General features: G+C 57.0%; 16 protein-coding genes and 1 pseudogene. 12 read left to right on the top strand and 5 right to left on the bottom strand.

All coding sequences use genetic code 11. The annotated features are described in order from the left end of the window. The first annotated feature begins 123 nt into the window (after positions 1-123). Genes P3R82_RS23210 through P3R82_RS23175 form a run of 8 tightly spaced genes read left to right on the top strand, consistent with a single transcriptional unit; the run spans position 124 to position 8797 of the window. Positions 124-1926, top strand: coding sequence for a phage tail length tape measure family protein (locus tag P3R82_RS23210; RefSeq protein ID WP_283195490.1), 1803 nt, complete (start codon positions 124-126; stop codon positions 1924-1926). Beyond that, the gene (locus P3R82_RS23205; protein WP_283195489.1) at positions 1919-2701 is read left to right on the top strand and encodes a hypothetical protein; all 783 of its coding nucleotides are present in this window, start codon (positions 1919-1921) and stop codon (positions 2699-2701) included. Before P3R82_RS23210 ends, P3R82_RS23205 begins: the two co-directional genes overlap by 8 nt. Beyond that, complete coding sequence (locus P3R82_RS23200) at positions 2694-3416, top strand: hypothetical protein (protein WP_283195488.1); 723 nt, start codon at positions 2694-2696, stop codon at positions 3414-3416. The genes P3R82_RS23205 and P3R82_RS23200 overlap by 8 nt, the downstream gene beginning before the upstream one ends. Further along, complete coding sequence (locus P3R82_RS23195; RefSeq protein ID WP_283195487.1) at positions 3416-3988, top strand: hypothetical protein; 573 nt, start codon at positions 3416-3418, stop codon at positions 3986-3988. Before P3R82_RS23200 ends, P3R82_RS23195 begins: the two co-directional genes overlap by 1 nt. Continuing rightward, positions 3988-4380 carry a hypothetical protein gene (locus tag P3R82_RS23190; RefSeq protein ID WP_283195486.1) on the top strand — a complete coding sequence of 131 codons (393 nt, stop codon included), beginning with the start codon at positions 3988-3990 and terminating at the stop codon, positions 4378-4380. The genes P3R82_RS23195 and P3R82_RS23190 overlap by 1 nt, the downstream gene beginning before the upstream one ends. A 4-nt stretch (positions 4381-4384) precedes the next feature. Beyond that, positions 4385-6433 carry a hypothetical protein gene (locus tag P3R82_RS23185; RefSeq protein WP_283195485.1) on the top strand — a complete coding sequence of 683 codons (2049 nt, stop codon included), beginning with the start codon at positions 4385-4387 and terminating at the stop codon, positions 6431-6433. A 33-nt stretch (positions 6434-6466) separates the two neighbouring features. Then, complete coding sequence (locus tag P3R82_RS23180) at positions 6467-7936, top strand: hypothetical protein (RefSeq protein WP_283195484.1); 1470 nt, start codon at positions 6467-6469, stop codon at positions 7934-7936. A gap of 3 nt (positions 7937-7939) precedes the next feature. Next, positions 7940-8797, top strand: coding sequence for a hypothetical protein (locus tag P3R82_RS23175; protein WP_283195483.1), 858 nt, complete (start codon positions 7940-7942; stop codon positions 8795-8797). Between the two features lie 213 nt (positions 8798-9010). Here the strand turns inward: P3R82_RS23175 and P3R82_RS23170 are convergent, their stop codons facing one another. Genes P3R82_RS23170 through P3R82_RS23160 form a run of 3 tightly spaced genes read right to left on the bottom strand, consistent with a single transcriptional unit; the run spans position 9011 to position 11242 of the window. Further along, entirely contained in the window at positions 9011-10075 is a 1065-nt protein-coding gene (locus tag P3R82_RS23170) for an acyltransferase (protein ID WP_283195482.1), read from the bottom strand. 22 nt (positions 10076-10097) lie between these two features. Further along, positions 10098-10964, bottom strand: coding sequence for a class I SAM-dependent methyltransferase (locus P3R82_RS23165; protein ID WP_283195481.1), 867 nt, complete (start codon positions 10962-10964; stop codon positions 10098-10100). An 11-nt stretch (positions 10965-10975) separates the two neighbouring features. Then, positions 10976-11242, bottom strand: coding sequence for a hypothetical protein (locus P3R82_RS23160; RefSeq protein ID WP_283195480.1), 267 nt, complete (start codon positions 11240-11242; stop codon positions 10976-10978). A gap of 226 nt (positions 11243-11468) precedes the next feature. Here P3R82_RS23160 and P3R82_RS23155 point away from each other — a divergent pair, with 226 nt between their 5' ends. The 4 genes from P3R82_RS23155 to P3R82_RS23145 all read left to right on the top strand — a co-directional run bounded on the left by P3R82_RS23155 (position 11469) and on the right by P3R82_RS23145 (position 13786). After that, positions 11469-12725, top strand: coding sequence for a peptidoglycan-binding protein (locus tag P3R82_RS23155; RefSeq protein WP_283195479.1), 1257 nt, complete (start codon positions 11469-11471; stop codon positions 12723-12725). Next, the gene (locus tag P3R82_RS30320; RefSeq protein ID WP_349294078.1) at positions 12616-12876 is read left to right on the top strand and encodes a hypothetical protein; all 261 of its coding nucleotides are present in this window, start codon (positions 12616-12618) and stop codon (positions 12874-12876) included. Before P3R82_RS23155 ends, P3R82_RS30320 begins: the two co-directional genes overlap by 110 nt. 86 nt (positions 12877-12962) lie before the next feature. Next, on the top strand, positions 12963-13307 hold the full coding sequence (locus P3R82_RS23150; protein ID WP_283195478.1) for a hypothetical protein: 345 nt from the start codon (positions 12963-12965) through the stop codon (positions 13305-13307). Next, on the top strand, positions 13304-13786 hold the full coding sequence (locus tag P3R82_RS23145) for a hypothetical protein (RefSeq protein ID WP_283195477.1): 483 nt from the start codon (positions 13304-13306) through the stop codon (positions 13784-13786). The genes P3R82_RS23150 and P3R82_RS23145 overlap by 4 nt, the downstream gene beginning before the upstream one ends. A gap of 388 nt (positions 13787-14174) precedes the next feature. Here the strand turns inward: P3R82_RS23145 and P3R82_RS23140 are convergent, their stop codons facing one another. Together P3R82_RS23140 and P3R82_RS23135 are read right to left on the bottom strand one after the other, a co-directional pair. Then, positions 14175-15479, bottom strand: a complete 1305-nt coding sequence (locus tag P3R82_RS23140; RefSeq protein ID WP_283195476.1) for an SIR2 family protein — start codon at positions 15477-15479, stop codon at positions 14175-14177. 237 nt (positions 15480-15716) lie between these two features. Next, positions 15717-16747 (bottom strand): annotated as a pseudogene (locus P3R82_RS23135) (proline racemase family protein). Positions 16748-16993: the final 246 nt, after the last annotated feature.

Below are 16993 nucleotides of genomic sequence, written 5' to 3'. Positions count from 1 at the left end.
CATGACACTCTGGGAATACGCGGCCTGCATGGACGGTTACCGCAAAGCCAATCAAACAAAAGATGATCCACCCCCTGCCATGAGCGACGAGCTGATGGCTGAACTGGGTATCGAGGGATTCTAGTGGCCGCAAACGCTGAAGATCAGGCAAGACTGCTCGTTTCGATCGAGGCGACGCAAAAGAAGTTCGAGCGTCAGCTTGCCTTGATAGCGAAGGCGGCTGGTGACACTGCAACCGGGATCGAGGGCAAGTTCAAGAAGGCCAACGACAACGTCGCTGGTGGTTTTGATGCTGGTGCCAAGAAGTCGATTGCGTCTCTCGGGGCACAACGTGCTGCTATCTCCAACCTGTCTTTTCAGCTGAACGATATTTCAACGAGCCTGCTGTCGGGCGCATCGCCCTTCACCGTCATGGTGCAGCAAGGAAGTCAGGTAGCGCAGGTCTTTCAGGGCGCTGGCGGCGGCCTGATCGGCGCCGTCAAAATTCTTGGTGGCGCGTTCGCTCAAGTGGTCAATCCGGTTTCCCTGGCTTCGTTTGCGATCATTGGTTTGGCCGGGGCGGCATTTCAGTACGTCTCGACCCTCAAGTCCGATATTCCAGACACGGAAAAGCTGCTGAAGGCCCACGCGGAACTGATCCGTTCGTTCGACGAGTCCTGGGGCTTGGCGCAAAAGGGCGCCAAGGATTACTCGGACTCCGTCCGCCAGATCGAAGTGCAGAAGCTGAAAGACCAGTTCGGCGATCTGCAGAAGGCTATCCAGGCCGCGGGTAAAGACCTTTCCTCCGACATTCTGAGCGTGCCCGTCAGTGAGTTCGGCGGCGCGACGCAGACCGTTCTCGATTTTCAGGCGGCGCTCCGCAAGCTCGATCAGGATATTCCGGATTTCCGCGAGTTCTCGCTCGATATGGCGAAGATCGAGGGCATGACCGGCATTCCGCAGAATATCCGCGATTTGGCGAAGGAGTTGCGGCTTTCGGCGCAGGAGTCCTTGCCGCTGCAGGAGGCAATGGAAGGAACGCAGAAGCGCCTCAAAGACGTCTACCTGACGGGCCAGCAGGCGAAGGATGCCATTGCGGCATTGACCGCATCCGCCCTCGGGCTGGGGACCGCTGGTGGCGGCGCGATCAGCGATATCGCCAGCCGCATCAAAACGGAGCTGATACCTGCCATGGGGCAGGCGCTCTCGCAGGTCGGCGAGTATGCGAAGAACCTTAGCACGCTGCAGTCGCAGATCAACAAATCACCGCTTGGCCAGCTGTCACCCATCTATTCGGGTGGCGGTAAATTCATGAACGGTGAGGAAGCGCGTACCTACGATTTCCAACAGTCCAACCTTGACGAGATCGGAAAGTCGGCCGCTGCGCAAATGATCCGCGGCTTCGAGGGTTTCATCAGCACCGCCAAGTGGGACGTGAACGCCTTTCGTACCGGGTTCGGTAGCGATACGACGACACGCGCGAACGGCGTCATCGAAAAGGTCACCAAGGATACCGTCGTAACGCTCGACGATGCGCAGCGCGATCTGTCTCGTCGCATTGTCGAGTTTCAGGACGGTATTCAGAACGCTATCGGTATCGAGACCTGGAAGAGCCTTTCGGAAGCGCAAAAAGCGGCGCTGACGTCGATTGCGTACAATTATGGCTCCCTCCCGGATGCTGTCGTCAAGGCGATTAAGGATGGAGGCGGACCGGCAAAGGTGGCTCAGGCGATTGCCGCACTGACTGCAAATCCAGGCCGTCGTAAAGACGAGGCGCAAGCGTACCTCTCAGGCACGGGCGTCTCCATGTCAGATGCCGGCCTTTCTGCCACGAAAAAAGCGGTCTCCGACAGACGTATTCCAGGGGGATGTGGCGGAGATCCAAAAGCGCATCGATGTATTGAACGCAGAATACGCGGCTCAATCGAGGCTGAACCCGTTGATTAACGATTACGGGTTTGCGGTGGAAAAGGCTAAGATCCAGCAGCAGCTGCTTTCTGAAGCGCAAAAGGCGGGCGTTACCGTCACGCCGGAGCTGGCAGCCAGTATCGAAGCGCTTGCCGGTAACTATGCCAGGGCATCTGCGGCCACAGAGGGATTGAAAGCCTCTCAGGATCAGCTGAAGAAATCAGCCGAAGCATTCCGAGATCTCGGCCGCGACGTTGTTGGCGGTTTCATCTCGGATTTGCGCAGCGGAAAATCCGCAACCGAGGCTTTGGCTAACGCACTCGACAAGGTGATCGACAAGCTTCTCGACGTGTCTCTCGATAGTTTGTTTAGCGGCGGCGGACTTTTTGGCGGCGGCAAAGGCGGGCTTTTGGGCGGTCTCCTCATACCCGGAATCCTTCACAGTGGCGGCGTCGCTGGCTCGGATGGGTACAACCACGGCCGGGCTGTATCGCCATCTGTGTTTTCCGGTGCGAAGCGTTATCACACCGGCGGCATTGCCGGTTTGCAGCCAGGTGAAGTGCCCGCCATCCTCCAGCGCGGCGAGGTGGTGTTGCCTCGCGGAACGAAGATGGGCGGCGGTAGCGCCGTTCATGTCACAGTTGGCGTTGATGTCGACGACAGCGGCAATCTGATGCCCTTCGTTAAATCGGTCAGCGAGCAAACAGTTGCTTCCGCTAGTCCGAAACTTCTGTCGGCGGCAAGTCAGCAAGTTGTCCCCACAATGTCCAAGTATCAAGCAAACACCGCTGGCGGGGACTACCGAAATGGCTGATGCTATTATCTGGCCGTATTGCACTCTCAAGCCTCAGCAAGTGGCGGCGAACCTCGTTCCGTTTTCGCGGACCAGTGGCCGCTCCTTGGGAGGAGTTGAGCCGGTCACAAGGACAGATCTCGGGTATTGGGCTATAGAATACTCCAACGTCATCCTGCAGGATCGTCGCCGAGAGCAGTGGCAGACTTGGCAGGCCCTGCGGCAAAAGCTGTCCGGGCGCTCTGGCCTCATCGTTGTGCCCGTACGTTCGTCACTTTCTGCGCCTTTCGTTAGCGGGGCGTTCACCCCGCAGGCGGAAACAGCACATGATGACGATGCTCTGTTTGATGACGATACCGACTATCTGCAGGGGGCTATATCCATCGTCAGCGATGGCGTGACACCCATGGGCGCGGCAATGATCCGTTTGCGCGTCATCAGTGCGGCTCCAAATCTTGTCGGTGTCCGTTTCTCTTTCAACCACGCGCTGTACGAAACTGGTCCCGTGATAGCGGTCGACGGTGACGTCTGGACTGTTCCGATATCGCCAACTGTCCGCGAAGTGATCCCTTCGGGATCGACGCTGGAGTTTGATCAGCCCACCTGCTTGTGTCGCCTTGCTGAAGATAGAGGCATGGATGTCCAGCAGGATGCGATCCGCAAGTCGAACTACCCAAGCGTCTCCTTTCAGGAGGCGACTGACTACTGGAACCAACTGGCAATGGGCTTGGTGTAATGGCAACCAAATCACTGCGCGTTCTCGTACCGATCGATCTTCCTTCGGGAACGATCAGAATGTGGGACGGCTCCGGCGGTCCATTTGTCGATGCCGACGGAAACAAGTGGCGGGCCTGCGTGCTGACTGAAGACGCCCTCGATCAGATCGAGATGGCCATCAACGCCGAGGCCTTCACCCTATCGCTGAATATCTCGGGCATCGACGTGGAAGCGTCGAACCGGATCTGGGCCGACTACGAAGCAGGCGAGATCATAGGATCGCGGATGCGCATCCTTTTACAAGCCCTCGACGAGTTCGAGCAGCCGAATGGCAGTCCGGAAGTGAAGTTCACCGGCACGATCGATGACATCATCTTTGATGACGCTGCGAGCGGTGACCAGATCATCTCGACGATCACTGTTGAAATCACGAACCGGTTCACCCTTCGAACGCTCACCAGCGGATCTGTCCTGTCCGACGTCGATCAGAAAGCGCGATCGGCAGTCCTCAACCCTGGTGCGCCTCTCGACAAGTTCTGTGAGCGCATCCCGCTTCTGCTCGACAAGACGATCAGCTGGCCGAACTGGTGATGATCAGCCTCTCCGAGTTTATCGATTGGCACGGCTCGCAGCCGTGGCAACCCGGAACGCTGGACTGCTGCCTGTGCCTTGCCGATTGGGCGGTGGCCATTGGCCATCCGGACCCCGCGACGCATCTTCGTGGTAGATACGATGACGAGGCCGGCTTCCGGGCCATCATCGCCGAAGCTGGCGGGGTCGTGCCTGTCGTCGCGAGCTGCATCGTGAAGATCGCGGGCAAGCCACTTCAGCAACCCTATCTGGGCTCGATCGGCGTCATCGGCAGTCCATCGAACATCGAGCGGCAGTGGGGTGCAGTATTCGACGGGAGCCGCTGGCTCATCCGCGCCCAGGCTGGCTTCATGCCGCTTGTGGCTCCTACTCTGGCAATCTGGAGCATTTAATCGAATGCCTGGCCTTATCGAAATACCGGCGCTTATCATCTCGTCGCTGGCAACGACCACGCTCGCCGCGAACGCGCTTTATCTTGGCACTTATGCCTTGGCCTATGCGGGCTTAGCATTCGGCGCGACAGCCCTTCAAGGATTGTTCGTTAAAAAGCCCACCGCTCCGAAGCCGGAGGATGGCCAGTATAATTTGAAGCAAGCCGTTCCATCGCTCGCATACGTGCTCGGTCGGGTAAAGAAGGCCAGCGATTATGTGTTTCTCGAGGAGTCGGGAGGGTCGGCTTTTCACATCCTGTGCTGGGCCTCTCATAACATCCAAGGCTTCGTGCGGCACTACATTCATGATGACGCAGTCCAGTTGGACGGGTTCGGAGTTGTAGTTTCGCCTTTCAACTACAACATAGATTCATATCCCTACGTCCAAATTTTGACCCGTCTAGGGTCGGATGCCGAGACAGCTTACGGCGACGTGGTGGCTAGATTCCCAACAATATGGACCGCTGCTCACCGAGGCGACGGCTTGGCTACCATTCGTATGTCCTGCGAGACTGCCAGCAGCGAAAACTACATGACTGTGTATCCAAACCAGATGCCTCAACATTCGGCAGTTGGCGACGGCATGAAGTTGTTCGATCCTAGGACGGGCGTCTCGGCTTTCTCGGCAAATGTCGCGCTGATGCGGCTGTGGCATCTTTGCAGCCCAGTCGGCGGCAAGATGGCGATCGAGGATATGTATCTGCCGGATTGGATCAATGCGGCGAATGTGTGTGATCAGATTGTCTTCAATCGGTCGGGCGGCAGTGAGCCACGTTACCATGGTGGTCTATGGTTCCGTGCCGAGAACGACCCGGTTCAAATAGGCCGACTTATGGATCAAGCCGCCGAGCTCGTCGTCTACGAGCGGCCGGACGGATTGATCGGCGTGCATGCGGGCGAGTTTGTCGAGCCGGACATCAGGCTCACTGCAGCGGAGATCACGAGGTGCTCGCATGATGTCAATCAGCGCCGCTCTTCGACTGTTCTTGCGGTTCGCGGTCGCTGGACAAGCCCTGAGGAAACCTACAACACTGTCGATGCCGCGATCTACGGTGACCCCTATATCGGTGAGGATACGGAACGCACGAAGACGGTCGATAATCAGGCCGTCCAATATCACAACCACATGCAGCGGCTGCAGAAGCTTGCATATATCCGCGCCAATGCGCCTCGCGTCACCATCACAGCTCACCACGAGGCAGCGAAGGGCGTATCGTCTCGCCGGTTCGTTCGTGTTCATCTGCCGCCACGTCTAAATGAAGTCGTTATCGAGATCACCTCGTCGCCGAAGGTCTCCCTACGCGACATGACCGTGCAGTTCTCTGGCATTGTTGTCCCGGAGGATCTCTACGGCTTCAATGCCGCGATAGAGGAGGGACTTGCAGGATCGAGCGCCATCCCGGCGCCACCAACGGGAGTCCCGCTTCCTTCTGGCTTTAACGTGGTCATTCAGACCGAGACGTTGGCCGGTGGCGCCACGGCGGCATATGCCCTCGCTACTTGGACCCATTTGGCCAATTCTTTGATATACGAGCTGGAGTGGGAACCCACCGGCGGCGGTGAGCCGGCCCGATCCGTGAATTCGAAGACCAATGAAGATCAACTTCGTTCGAATTATCTGTCTGACGGCGTTCAATACAAGTTTCGCCTTCGCACGTGGTCGAATGGGCGGAAGTCTGATTGGACTGGGTACGAGATCCGAACGGCAGTCGCCGACTCTACGCCTCCCGGCGTCGTGTCGGGCGCTGGAGCCACTGGGGGCGTTGGCCAGATTAACTTCTCATGGGTGGCGCCAAACAGTGCGAACTACGCTGGCGTAAGACTCTACACCAACACGACTAACACCTTTGCAGGCGCGACGCTTGTGGGAACCGAGTACGGGCCGCCCAACATCGCGGATGGCCGCATAGTGACGGGCATCACCGCAGGTACGAAATACGGCTTTATCGTCTCGATCAATGCGTCTGGTACGCCGGCATCTCCGGTGGCGACCGGGGCCGTGACGGTCACTTAACCCAACAATAAACAATTTTATAGTGGAGAAGACATGGGCCTCGTTCAGAACGCCATGCAGATCTGGCGCGACTTTGTCGCAGATGGAATACCCTCTTCGGGCCCATGGAAACCCAAGAAGTCTGAAATACGGACGTGGGGGACCTGGATTGAAACGTTCATATCATCCATTGGGACGAACAGTGGGTCGGTGTATACAAGCCGGGCGCAGCTTTTTGCCAATTTAAAGCCTGATGATAAGGCGATGGCTTGGGTGATCTCTGACCCCACGGCGGCCTACAGCGGCATCTATCAGAAAGCCGGAGCTACGAATTCTGGGTCATGGATTCGCGTCGGCGATCTGCCGTATTCCTTCATCATTGCTACCGATGTTGGAGCGGGAACACCGAACGCTATCCAGGCGACAAGCGCTATCCCTATTTCGGAGTCCGCACTCGTGTGGTTCCGGCTCTTCGAGCCAAATGGCCCTGGTGCTGTAACGGTATCGTTTAACGGCGATGCACCCCTCACCATCAAAACGATCGGTGGCAACGATCCCATCCCCGGCGGCATCGTAGGTCTTGTCATGGGCGTCAAGATTGGATCAACCTTCCAGCTTGTCACCGATCAGTCCAGCGCTTCCATACAAGCAGCCGCGGAAGCCGCGGCGACCGCCGCCGCCAACTATGCTGCCTTGGCCCGCAACGACGTCGTCGTGAACGCGTTCGCTGGGGACGGCTCGACAACAGATTTCCCCCTGACTGTCGATCCTGGCAGCGCCAATAACATCCGCGTCAACATGAACGGCGCGGGGCAGCTTCATTCGTCCTACTCACTTGTATACGTGAGCGGGGCGCCGAAGCTGCGTTTCAGCGAGGCTCCGCCGGACGGGGTCGCAATCGAAGCTGAAATGGGGTTCCGGATCGCCGTTGGCTCACCCGCCACTGGAAGCATCACATATGACAAGATCCAGAACATAACAGCCACTTTGCGCCTTCTCGGGAGAAAGACGGCCGGGGCCGGCGTGACTGAGGAGATTAGTCCGGCGGAATTGCGCGATCTGTTTTTCCCGGCCGGGTCGGTTATTCAGAGCGTTTCCGCAACGCCCTACACAACCAGTGCTGATCTTTCTGCGAACATCCCGATCGATGACACGATCCCTCAGATTACAGAGGGGACGCAGATCCTTACCGTCGATGTGACCCCGAAGGCTGCAAACAGCAAATTGCGTATCAGGTTTACCGGCAATGTCGCCGCGAAGGCGGTCGCGCAGCCCATCGCCTACGCCATCTTCAATGGCGGCGCCAATGCGATCAAAGCCGGTTACATCGCCATCGCTGACAGTGGCCACGGTGCGAACCTGACGGGTGAAGTCGAATATTCACCGGGAGTTACCACTACACAAACGATCTCCGTTCGTGTCGGGGCAGGGTCCGGTTCGATCCGCATGAATGGTTCATCAGCCGCCAGGCTCTTCGGTGGCGTCAGCGCCTCAACCCTCATCGTTGAAGAAATAAAGGTTTAACGCATGTCGATCACAAGAATTCCAGCGTCCTTGCTGTCTGGCGGCAGTGGCTCGGCAGCCTCGGCTTTTATCAACCCTGAATCCTATGGCATGAAGGCCGTGGGGGTAGCCGGCGCAAGCGCTGCGCTCAATAAGGCGGCGCTCGAAGCGGCGCTTGCTGCCGGCCCGGTATTACTGCCACCAAAGACCTATGACATCACCGGGATTGTCTTCACCGGGCGCATGGTGCTGATAGGCTGCGGGATGACCAGCGTCCTCAACGTCACCTCAACAGGTGCCGGTAGCGCTGGCATCCACGTGCTGATACCGGCGCCAAACGTCGGGACTATCCTGAGAGATTTCGCGATAACGGCTCCCGTCGCGAACGCTTGCATTCACGGGATAAAGTTCGAGCAAACGCACGCTGACGGTTTCATGGCCAACTGGGAAATCTCCGGCATTTACCTCTGGCAGACGTTCGCCAGCGCTGCGATTTATCTCGATAACCACATCGCGTCAGGTGATGGGTTTTTCACCGGCATAATCGAAAAATGCCGTATGACGACGGGGTCAGACGCAGGCATTCTCGGTCAGCTCATCGGTGACAGCATCATCATTAGAAAGAATACGATTTCTGACGGGATCGGCGTCGCAATCAATTGCAGTCAGGTGTCTGGTGCTCGACAGCTGATCATCGAGGACAACAACCTGACATCACGCAATGGACAGATTTATCTAGGGGCATGCGCTCAAGCTATCGTCAATAGGAATTGGTGCGAGCATCCGGCCTATCTTGGCGAATTCGTTGGTCCTCCAGCAATCTTGTCGCAGATTACCCTGGCTGACTGCCCTACATGTGTGAGGTTTCATACTGCACGATAGCAGGTGGTTCTGGGCGCCCTGGCCCGGACGGCGTCACGCCTGTGAATGGCTCGAGCTACGGTGTTCGTCTGGTCGGCACGACCACATTGTGCGTCGTGGGGCCACGGAATTGGATATCCGCAGTTGGGGTAGCCAAGATTAGCGACACCTCAAGTGGCTCGAATCAGCAGATCAATACGGGGCAGCTTGCAAACGTTTTGGCGTAGCAGGAGGCTAAGCTGACTGGATGACCGGTGCCTGCGGCTTCCTAGCTACGGTCGCGCCCCGGATGGCATTCCGTGCTGGAACTTCTACTAAGTAGTGTAGAGCCGTTGCCACACCAAGTGACAATGCTAGATTTGCCCAGAGCGGCAACGGATTAACGTAGTGCCTGGCAGTCCATTCGACAGAAGATGCGCACAGGTAAAGGGCGAAAGATACCCGGCCAATGAAGTGTATTATGGGGTTAGCGAATACCATCGCGGATATGCCGGTATCGTTTCGTATTCCAAATATTATCAGAACCGATGCGATTGTCCCTTGCCAAAGAGACAAGCCACTTTGAGTCGTTAGGCACGATACCACCAAAAAGAGCAAGCCGGCGAACGTGGAGAGGTCTGAGATCAACGCATTGGAGCGTATACGGCGGGCGAAGGAATACAGCGTGCAGCCGGCCGCAAATACCCAGAAAAACGAGAGTAAGCTTGATCCGAACTGAAACTGACGGACGCCATCGGTAATGCCAGCATACTTTAACGAAAGGTCATATATGGGGAAGTAGATCAGGCAGGCCAGCGCAGTCGCTACAGCGGCGAGAAATACAAACGTGGCTTTGGTAAGCCTAGCAATGAATAGCGGGAACATAAGATAGGCGAAAAATTCGGTGCTGATTGACCAGGATGGCTGGTTCCATGAGACGAGATCGGTGAAGCCCCACGACTGGATCAGCAAAACGTTGAGAATAAAGGTGTACGCGTTGTCTGTGGGCATCTTCTCAAGGTATCCCAGCCATACGAGGAACGCGAAGGCGAAAAGCGTGAAGAGATGCAAGGGATATACGCGGGCCAATCGAGCGATGACGAAATTCCGATAACCAGCGGACTCATCACGAAAACGATCAGCGTATGTCAGACTAAGGATATAGCCTGAGAGCACGAAGAAGACGATCACGCCAGCGCCTCCGAGGCTAGCGATTTTCACTAGAAAACTTCCTTCGGGCCAACCATACATCGCATGTAAAAAGAAAACCCAAAGTGACGCGTAGCCTCTAAGGCCTGTCAAAGAACGTATTTCTCTCACAACCGCCTCATATTGTTCGGGCTTAGGGCCTGATTTTCGAAAGCATATTGGAAAGCGCCAACGCTGTCTTTACGCTTCCTGACGACAACAAGCCGCGATGCGCAGCCTGAAGCTCTTCGTGCTCCACCCTAAGACGGCGCAAAACCTCTCCTTGGTCGGCGAAGTCTTTTTTCAGGGCATCCAACTCGTACGAAAGGTCTTGCGAAGACAGAGCAATCGACTCAAGCCTTGAAGCAGGCTTCCATGCAGCGAATGGGATCTCAACGCTCACTGGCGGAATGCCAGAATGGCGGGCGGCGCATATGATCGAGTTCGCCGCATCCTCCTGTTCAGAGGTAACCCCGTCCATGGACTCAAAGAAGAATTGCGGGTTCTCGTACTTGATGAAGTGTTCCCGCGAAATGTCGTTTATCTCATGGTGGGGGTTCGTCTCGTTGTGATCGAGATCCTCGGCTGGCTCCATGAAGGGGACATTGACTAGCAAGCGCTTTTGAAAGGAGAATTTGGTTGCGAGATTGAGCCCGTCTGGAATGTGCTCCAGCGCATGGCGGGAAACGACGTAGTCGAACGTTTCGCCTCGATCGAGAAACTGCTGAGCCTGTATCGCAATATAGGTGATGTTTTCAGCGCCGTAGTTCGCCTGAGCATACTCGATTGCCGGAGCGTCGGCATCGATCGCTGTGACGATGGCGCCTGGGATAGTCGACAAAGTGAATGAGCCATGGCCGACACCGCAACCCAAGTCCAGTATTCTTGGATTGGTAGGGTTGTCAGCCTCGATTATCGCCTTGAAGAACCGGTAGCTGCTCTTGTGACGAATGGTCTCAGCAGAGTCGTGGGACTCCCCAGGCACTAGCCGTTCACCGTGGTTGTCGAGTGTCGTACTCATCTAAATTCCAGTCAGTTTTTGGTTTTTGTAGGCGGTGACTTGGTACTTGCGACAGCCATCTGAAGCATCTTCTGAAGCTCCACAGCTACCGAGACTGGCATCGCGATTTGGACGGTCGATGGCTTTGCCGACTGGTCGTCTACGCCTGTGTAATCGAGTTTGACGACAATCGTGTTCGGCCCCGTCGCGACGACGGCGGCTCCGGCGATCACATCCATACGGAGCTTGCCGTTCTCGTCTCGCTCCCACCCTTTTGTTATTTCTGGCTGCGATCTCATTGTGAGCGTCCCCGATGCTACCAATGGCGCGCCTCACGACGGTCGCCTCAAGGGCGGCAGTCTTATGAAAAACAGGCCAACTGAGCAAGTGGGCCGCCAGCAATCTTTCTTTTCATTATCGGAGACCATCATGAACCGCGCGAATTTCTTCGCGAGCGTTCGAACCTCGTTGTTCGGCGGCTCTACCGCCTGAAGCTAATCCACCCTCGACAATCTGGAGCCTTCAATGACCGTGCAGGTAACTGCCGCGCATCTGCGCGCGGCTGCGAAAGGGGCTGTTAATGCCCAGAACATGAACTCTGTCCTCGTGGCGCTCGATCGCTACGGCGCTCGATATGGCCTCGACCGGCCGCACCGATCGGTGCAGTTCCTCGCCCAGCTATCGCATGAGAGCGGCGACTTCCGCTTCGACCGGGAGATCTGGGGCTCGACAGATGCCCAGAAGCGCTACGACACGCGCACGGATCTCGGCAACACTCCCCAGGTCGACGGCGACGGCAAGCTCTACATGGGGCGGACTGCTGGCCAGCTGACCGGAAAGGGGAATTATCAGGCGTTTTACGACTGGTGTGTCGCCCAGGGGCTTACCCCTCCCAACTTTGTCGCCAAGCCTGATCTCGTCAACACTGATCCATGGGAAGGCCTCGTGCCGATCTGGTACTGGCAGAGCCGCAACCTCAATCGTTGGGCCGACCAGGGCGACATCGAGACGATCACCAAGAAGTGGAACGGCGGAATGAACGGCTTCGCCGATCGCGTCGATCGCTTCGTTCGTCTGTCGCTTGTGGTTCTTGGCTATGCGCCCAACGCCGTCGCGCAGTTTCAGCAGACCGCCGGGCTTGACGCTGATGGCGATCCCGGGCCGAAGACCCGCGCAGCTCTTCACAAGTCTCTGTTGGGGCTCTCCGGTGCCTCGACCAAGATGGCGGCGTTCGCCGCGGCGCCTGTGGTCGACGAGAAGGAAGTCGTTCCAGTAGCTGTCGAACAGACGGTCAAGAAGAAGTTCAACCTGTTCGGCTGGATCGGAAGCGCAGTCAGCGGTGGCGGGCTTAGCCTTGCAGCCTTCGCCGGATCTCGACTGGCGCGCGCTGTTGGTAATCCTCGGCTTCATTGCGGTGCTGATCCTTGGCGGCCTTCTGCTTCGCCAGAAGCTCATCGCAGCCATCAAGGACATTCGCCAGGCGGTGGAAGAATGAGCGTCGGTGATGTCCTGAAGATCGGACTGGGGGCTGTCGTTGGCGGCCTCCTCGTCCTGATCGTCTATTCCACCCTCAATGCCATCTGGTGGTTGCCTGACGCACGGCGGGAGGGGCGAGACCTTGAAGCCGCCCAGGCGATGGCGGCCACCAACAAAGCAATCGGAGAACTGAGCAATGCAGCGGATCAAGCTCGCGTTCGTCGCCGTCTGTGCTCTGAGCGCGGCGGCATGTACGACTTCGCCAAGGGTGAGTGCCACGAAGCAAAGCCTGTCGACAACGACTAGGGCCATCGTCGGCACCTCACTGATCGGCGCGAAGGGCAAGACAAGCAAGGATCAGGACGCGATCGACGATACGGCGGCGGGTTTGTGTGCTGCCGGCGTCTGGACTTCCACGGAATGCAGCGCGCACGGGCAGGGTAGCGGGCAGAAGTAGCAAGGGCCCGACCTCCTCGTCAGGCCGGACCCTCCCATTGCCGTCTTGTGACAGGAAGCACGGCGGCGGCGGATTTAGTCGATCGGATGAAACCGGTCAAGCATGGCATTCGATCGAAAGGGCATACGGGGTTGCTAGGGAACATTGATATGGCGGAACACACTCCACAACGGCTCGAAGAGCTTCCACCGGATACCAGGGATTGGTTAGCCGATCTCCGTCCGGACGAACTGAAGACGCTTCAGGCAGTCGTCGAGCTTCCTGCCGATGACGTCAGGCAGGCGTTCAAGATGGTGCACGATATTCGAACAGTCGGGCGGTTCACGAAATGGCTGGTGATAACGTTCATAGGCATCTTTTTGGGAACGGTGGTGCTCTACGAGAACATCATCAAGGTGATCGGATACATCCGTGGAGGGCCAGCCCATTGAAACGGACCCTTTGGAGATTTGTCGGCGCCGTCGTCTTCTCGCTCGCCATCCTCGGTTCAGTGAACCTCGGGCTATGGGTTTCCGACCGTGAGCCGCCGATCGAATACGAAAGCGCGGTGGCGCTCTCGCCGACGGTGTCGCAGGGCGGAACGCTCGACATTGAGTTTTCCGTCTTCCGGAAGCGGATCTGCCCGCTCGTTACGAAGCGCTGGCTTTATGATGCGGTTGGCGAGCGACACTCAATCCCGCAGTTCACGACCGGGCTCCGGCTGCTGGCGGGAAGGGAGACATATCGCCGGTCAATCACGGTCCCGACTGCCGCAACACCTGGCCCAGCTCGATACGAGGTGACCCTCGACTACATCTGCAACCCCCTACAAAGCTGGATAGGTCCGATCCACGTCGTGTCGCCGCCAATTAAGTTCATAATTATTCCAAGCGACCCCGCGCCTCCAGCGCCAACCGGATCGGACGGTTAGGGGTGCTTGCTCTTGGCGCCTGGGTATGAATGGTTTGCACTCTGGTGACTGACCACGGTCGACCCCGGCTGATCGCACGTGCTGCATCTGAAGATGCGCCCAATCGCATTTCCTTCGGGCGGCATAGCTGCCAAGTCTATCTCGGCATGCCGGTCACAGTGGCTGCAGTAAACGTGGTAGCTGAGGTTTAGGGCGATCATTCCTGCCCATGTCGAGTTGTCTGCCATGAGCTAAGGATATTGGCTTCGATACTCCCCGTAAAGGACCGGTGCGCCGTGAGACAAAGGCGTCGAAAAGCATAGCTACTCGACTGTTGCGAATGTCGCCTCACGTCCCGTCAAGCCCTTGATGACGGTACGCTGTGGCACTCCGGCATGGGGCGCCATTTTTATCCCAATTGCACTACAGAGAGCGCATCTGGCCATGTCGTGTTCGCTTCTATGTGATTCTTGATCAGCATTCGGTTTGACGCGATGATCCCGTCCCAGCCCGCGTCCCATGACCGGTAGGCATGCCACGAGTAGCCGGTGTACATTTCTTTCCGCATCGTTGTCATCGAACGGTGGACAGCAGCAAGGAATGTAGCCTCGATGGGTGTGCCGCGTAGTTCCAGTATGCTGGCAAGGTGGATAAGCCATCGTGCCAATTGTTCGTATTGAGGCCAAGCGTTGTATTGCGTGGTTAGAACTCGCTTCTGCTCAATCACCGACCCTAGCGTAGATACGACCCTAACATGATTGATGCTCAAGCCAATGGCCGAGAGAGAAGCAACTATTTCGTAGAACGAGTTCTCAAGACCTAGGTATGCTGCAGTGAACGAATGGTTCTCGAAAATCACTTTTCTAATGTTGTCGACGGATGAAACCTTGCACCTCTCTGCTTCTGGCAGGCTAAGGTTTAACTTGGTGAAAAAATCCTGGACCGACGTCTCGTCGAGGACGCGAATTCCGTAGCAGTGGGCGTAATAATCCTTGATATGCCGGTTTACGTGAGAGCGGGAGACCATAAAAATGTTCGACCCGATCACGTGATTTCGTGAGAAACCCTTGTAGTCGCTAATTATCGCTTTCAGATTTGTGTCGCCTAGTGAGTAGCCAAGAATAACGACGGTGTTCTCGTGGAGAATGGTACTCAATTTTCGCGAGAAATATGTCTCACTATTTAGGAACTTAAAGTAGTCATCCGAGGTCACCACCATATTCTCGGGAGAGTCCGTAGAGCCGTGGACGTGATAAACTTTTACCCGAGATGATGACCGAGGTATGGGAAGGCCTGGTGTGAGCGATTGGCAATCCTTGTCTCCCGCTAACTGTTCAATCAGCTTGTCGTAATTCGTCGTGATGACACGGTATGACATTTCCGACAAAAATTTCTGGATCGAACCGTACGAGCCAGCGGGAACTAACGGTTTGATGAGCGTTGCAACTTCATCGTGAATGCTCTTTCCAACTTTCAAAAGCTCGATGGCAATTACCTGGGCCGCCTCTTCTAAGCTTAGAGGTGGAACGCCGGCTGCAGGGAACAAGTTTGCACGGAGCGCAGCTGCGTCGGTACATAGGTCGCATAGAGATTCGAGGAGGGATCTCCAACTGGGCGCAGCATCGTTAGTGACCGCTTTGGAAAAGCCTGTACCGGTAAAGAAGCACAGCCGATTTGTGACTGCCGCATAACCGATTTCAAAGTACTCGCTCACCTTATAGTCTCCCGTGAATATTTGGGTACCATACGGCGAGCAAATTTATTTTTGGTTGCGCGTGTTGGTTTTAATTTCCGTGTCAGAGCCCCGCCAGGCTCACGCTTGGCGGGGTGCCTTTGAGTGAAACGTTCCATTGAATTTGTTCGGCGTTCTGGAAGCTTCCCAAGCTGAATACGAGGGTTCGATTCCCTTCACCCGCTCCAGTTTTTCCAGCACTTATCGGCATCGTCGCCCCTACTTCAGCATCGGCCAGGTGTCGGAAAGCTTGTAGCCGCCGGGGAACGGGTCGGAGGGATCGAGCATCAGCTGGGCGGTGCCGCTGATCCAGGCGCTGCCTGTGATCGAGGGAACGATCGCCTTCTGGCCCGCGATCGTCGTCTCTTTGACGATCTTGCCGACGAATTTGGTGCCGATGATCGAAACGCCCGTCAGGCTCTCGCCTTCGTGCAACTGGCCGCGCGCGTTGAGCAGCGCCATGCGCGCCGACACCGCCGTGCCGGTTGGCGAGCGGTCGATCTTGCCGGGCTGAATGGCGACGACGGATTTCGCCAGTAGCTCTCCATTCTTGCGATAGGGTATTCCGGCAAAGAGGCAGAACGAGATGTGGTTCCACCCCGTCTCCTCGGGGTGCGAGAAGCCCAACTGCCGGTTTGCCGCGTTGGTGATCTTGATCCCCGTTTCGGCGATCAGTCGCGCATTTTCGGGGATAAGCTCGATACCGACCTGCTCGGGGTCGGCGACCACGAAACTGTCGCCGCCATAGGCCGTGTCGACGGTCAGCGTTCCGATGCCGGGGACATCGAGCGCGACATCGAGCTTCTGCGCGAAGCTCTTCACGTTGGTCACGGTAATGCGCTCGGCCTTGCCGTTGCGGCATTCCGCCTCGACCTCGACGAGCCCGGCCGGCGCTTCGAGCACCATCCTCGTCACCGGTTCCGTCATCGGAATGATGCCGCTGTCCAGAAGGACGGTGGAAACGCAGATCGAGTTCGATCCCGACATCGGAGGGGTATCCTCCGGCTCCATGATGATCCAGCCCATCTGCGCCTTGGGGTTCTTCGGCGGCACCAGCAGGTTCACATGCCGGAAGACACCGCCCGCGGCTCGTTCAGCACGAAATTGCGCAGTGTCTCGTCCCTGGCGATCCAGCGAGATTGCTCCCAGACGGTCTCGCCAGGCGGCGGCGCGACGCCACCGACGATCACGTCGCCGACTTCCCCTTCGGCATGGCAGCTGACGACGTGGACGATTTTGGTGGTACGCATCTTCTCGCTCTTTTCTCGGTGCTCGCCGGTGCGACGCCACGGCGAAGCGGGTGACGGATCATATCATGCAGGCCCGCGCATCATTGATGAAGCGTTTTCCGCGCGCCTGGATAATCCGAATGGTCCATCCCGATACACGTTGAGCCCTAACGCTTTCCGCTTACTTGACGAATCCCTAATGAACGTGGTTAATTTTTAACTATTCTCCGGTACATGGAACTTGGACGGCGCTCTGGCCGTTACTGG

The organism is Rhizobium sp. AN80A (assembly GCF_030053015.1).
Lineage (GTDB): Bacteria > Pseudomonadota > Alphaproteobacteria > Rhizobiales > Rhizobiaceae > Rhizobium > Rhizobium metallidurans.
Note: the sequence above shows the minus strand (reverse complement) of the source record. Positions and strands in the feature narration are given on the sequence as shown.

Bases quoted from the DNA above. Each gene is read 5' to 3' on its own strand.
- P3R82_RS23200 (WP_283195488.1), top strand. From the start codon at position 2,694: ATGGCTGATGCTATTATCTGGCCGTATTGCACTCTCAAGCCTCAGCAA.
- P3R82_RS23195 (WP_283195487.1), top strand. From the start codon at position 3,416: ATGGCAACCAAATCACTGCGCGTTCTCGTACCGATCGATCTTCCTTCG.
- P3R82_RS23190 (WP_283195486.1), top strand. From the start codon at position 3,988: ATGATCAGCCTCTCCGAGTTTATCGATTGGCACGGCTCGCAGCCGTGG.
- P3R82_RS23185 (WP_283195485.1), top strand. From the start codon at position 4,385: ATGCCTGGCCTTATCGAAATACCGGCGCTTATCATCTCGTCGCTGGCA.
- P3R82_RS23180 (WP_283195484.1), top strand. From the start codon at position 6,467: ATGGGCCTCGTTCAGAACGCCATGCAGATCTGGCGCGACTTTGTCGCA.
- P3R82_RS23175 (WP_283195483.1), top strand. From the start codon at position 7,940: ATGTCGATCACAAGAATTCCAGCGTCCTTGCTGTCTGGCGGCAGTGGC.
- P3R82_RS23165 (WP_283195481.1), bottom strand. From the start codon at position 10,964: ATGAGTACGACACTCGACAACCACGGTGAACGGCTAGTGCCTGGGGAG.
- P3R82_RS23160 (WP_283195480.1), bottom strand. From the start codon at position 11,242: ATGAGATCGCAGCCAGAAATAACAAAAGGGTGGGAGCGAGACGAGAAC.
- P3R82_RS23155 (WP_283195479.1), top strand. From the start codon at position 11,469: ATGACCGTGCAGGTAACTGCCGCGCATCTGCGCGCGGCTGCGAAAGGG.
- P3R82_RS30320 (WP_349294078.1), top strand. From the start codon at position 12,616: ATGCAGCGGATCAAGCTCGCGTTCGTCGCCGTCTGTGCTCTGAGCGCG.
- P3R82_RS23150 (WP_283195478.1), top strand. From the start codon at position 12,963: ATGAAACCGGTCAAGCATGGCATTCGATCGAAAGGGCATACGGGGTTG.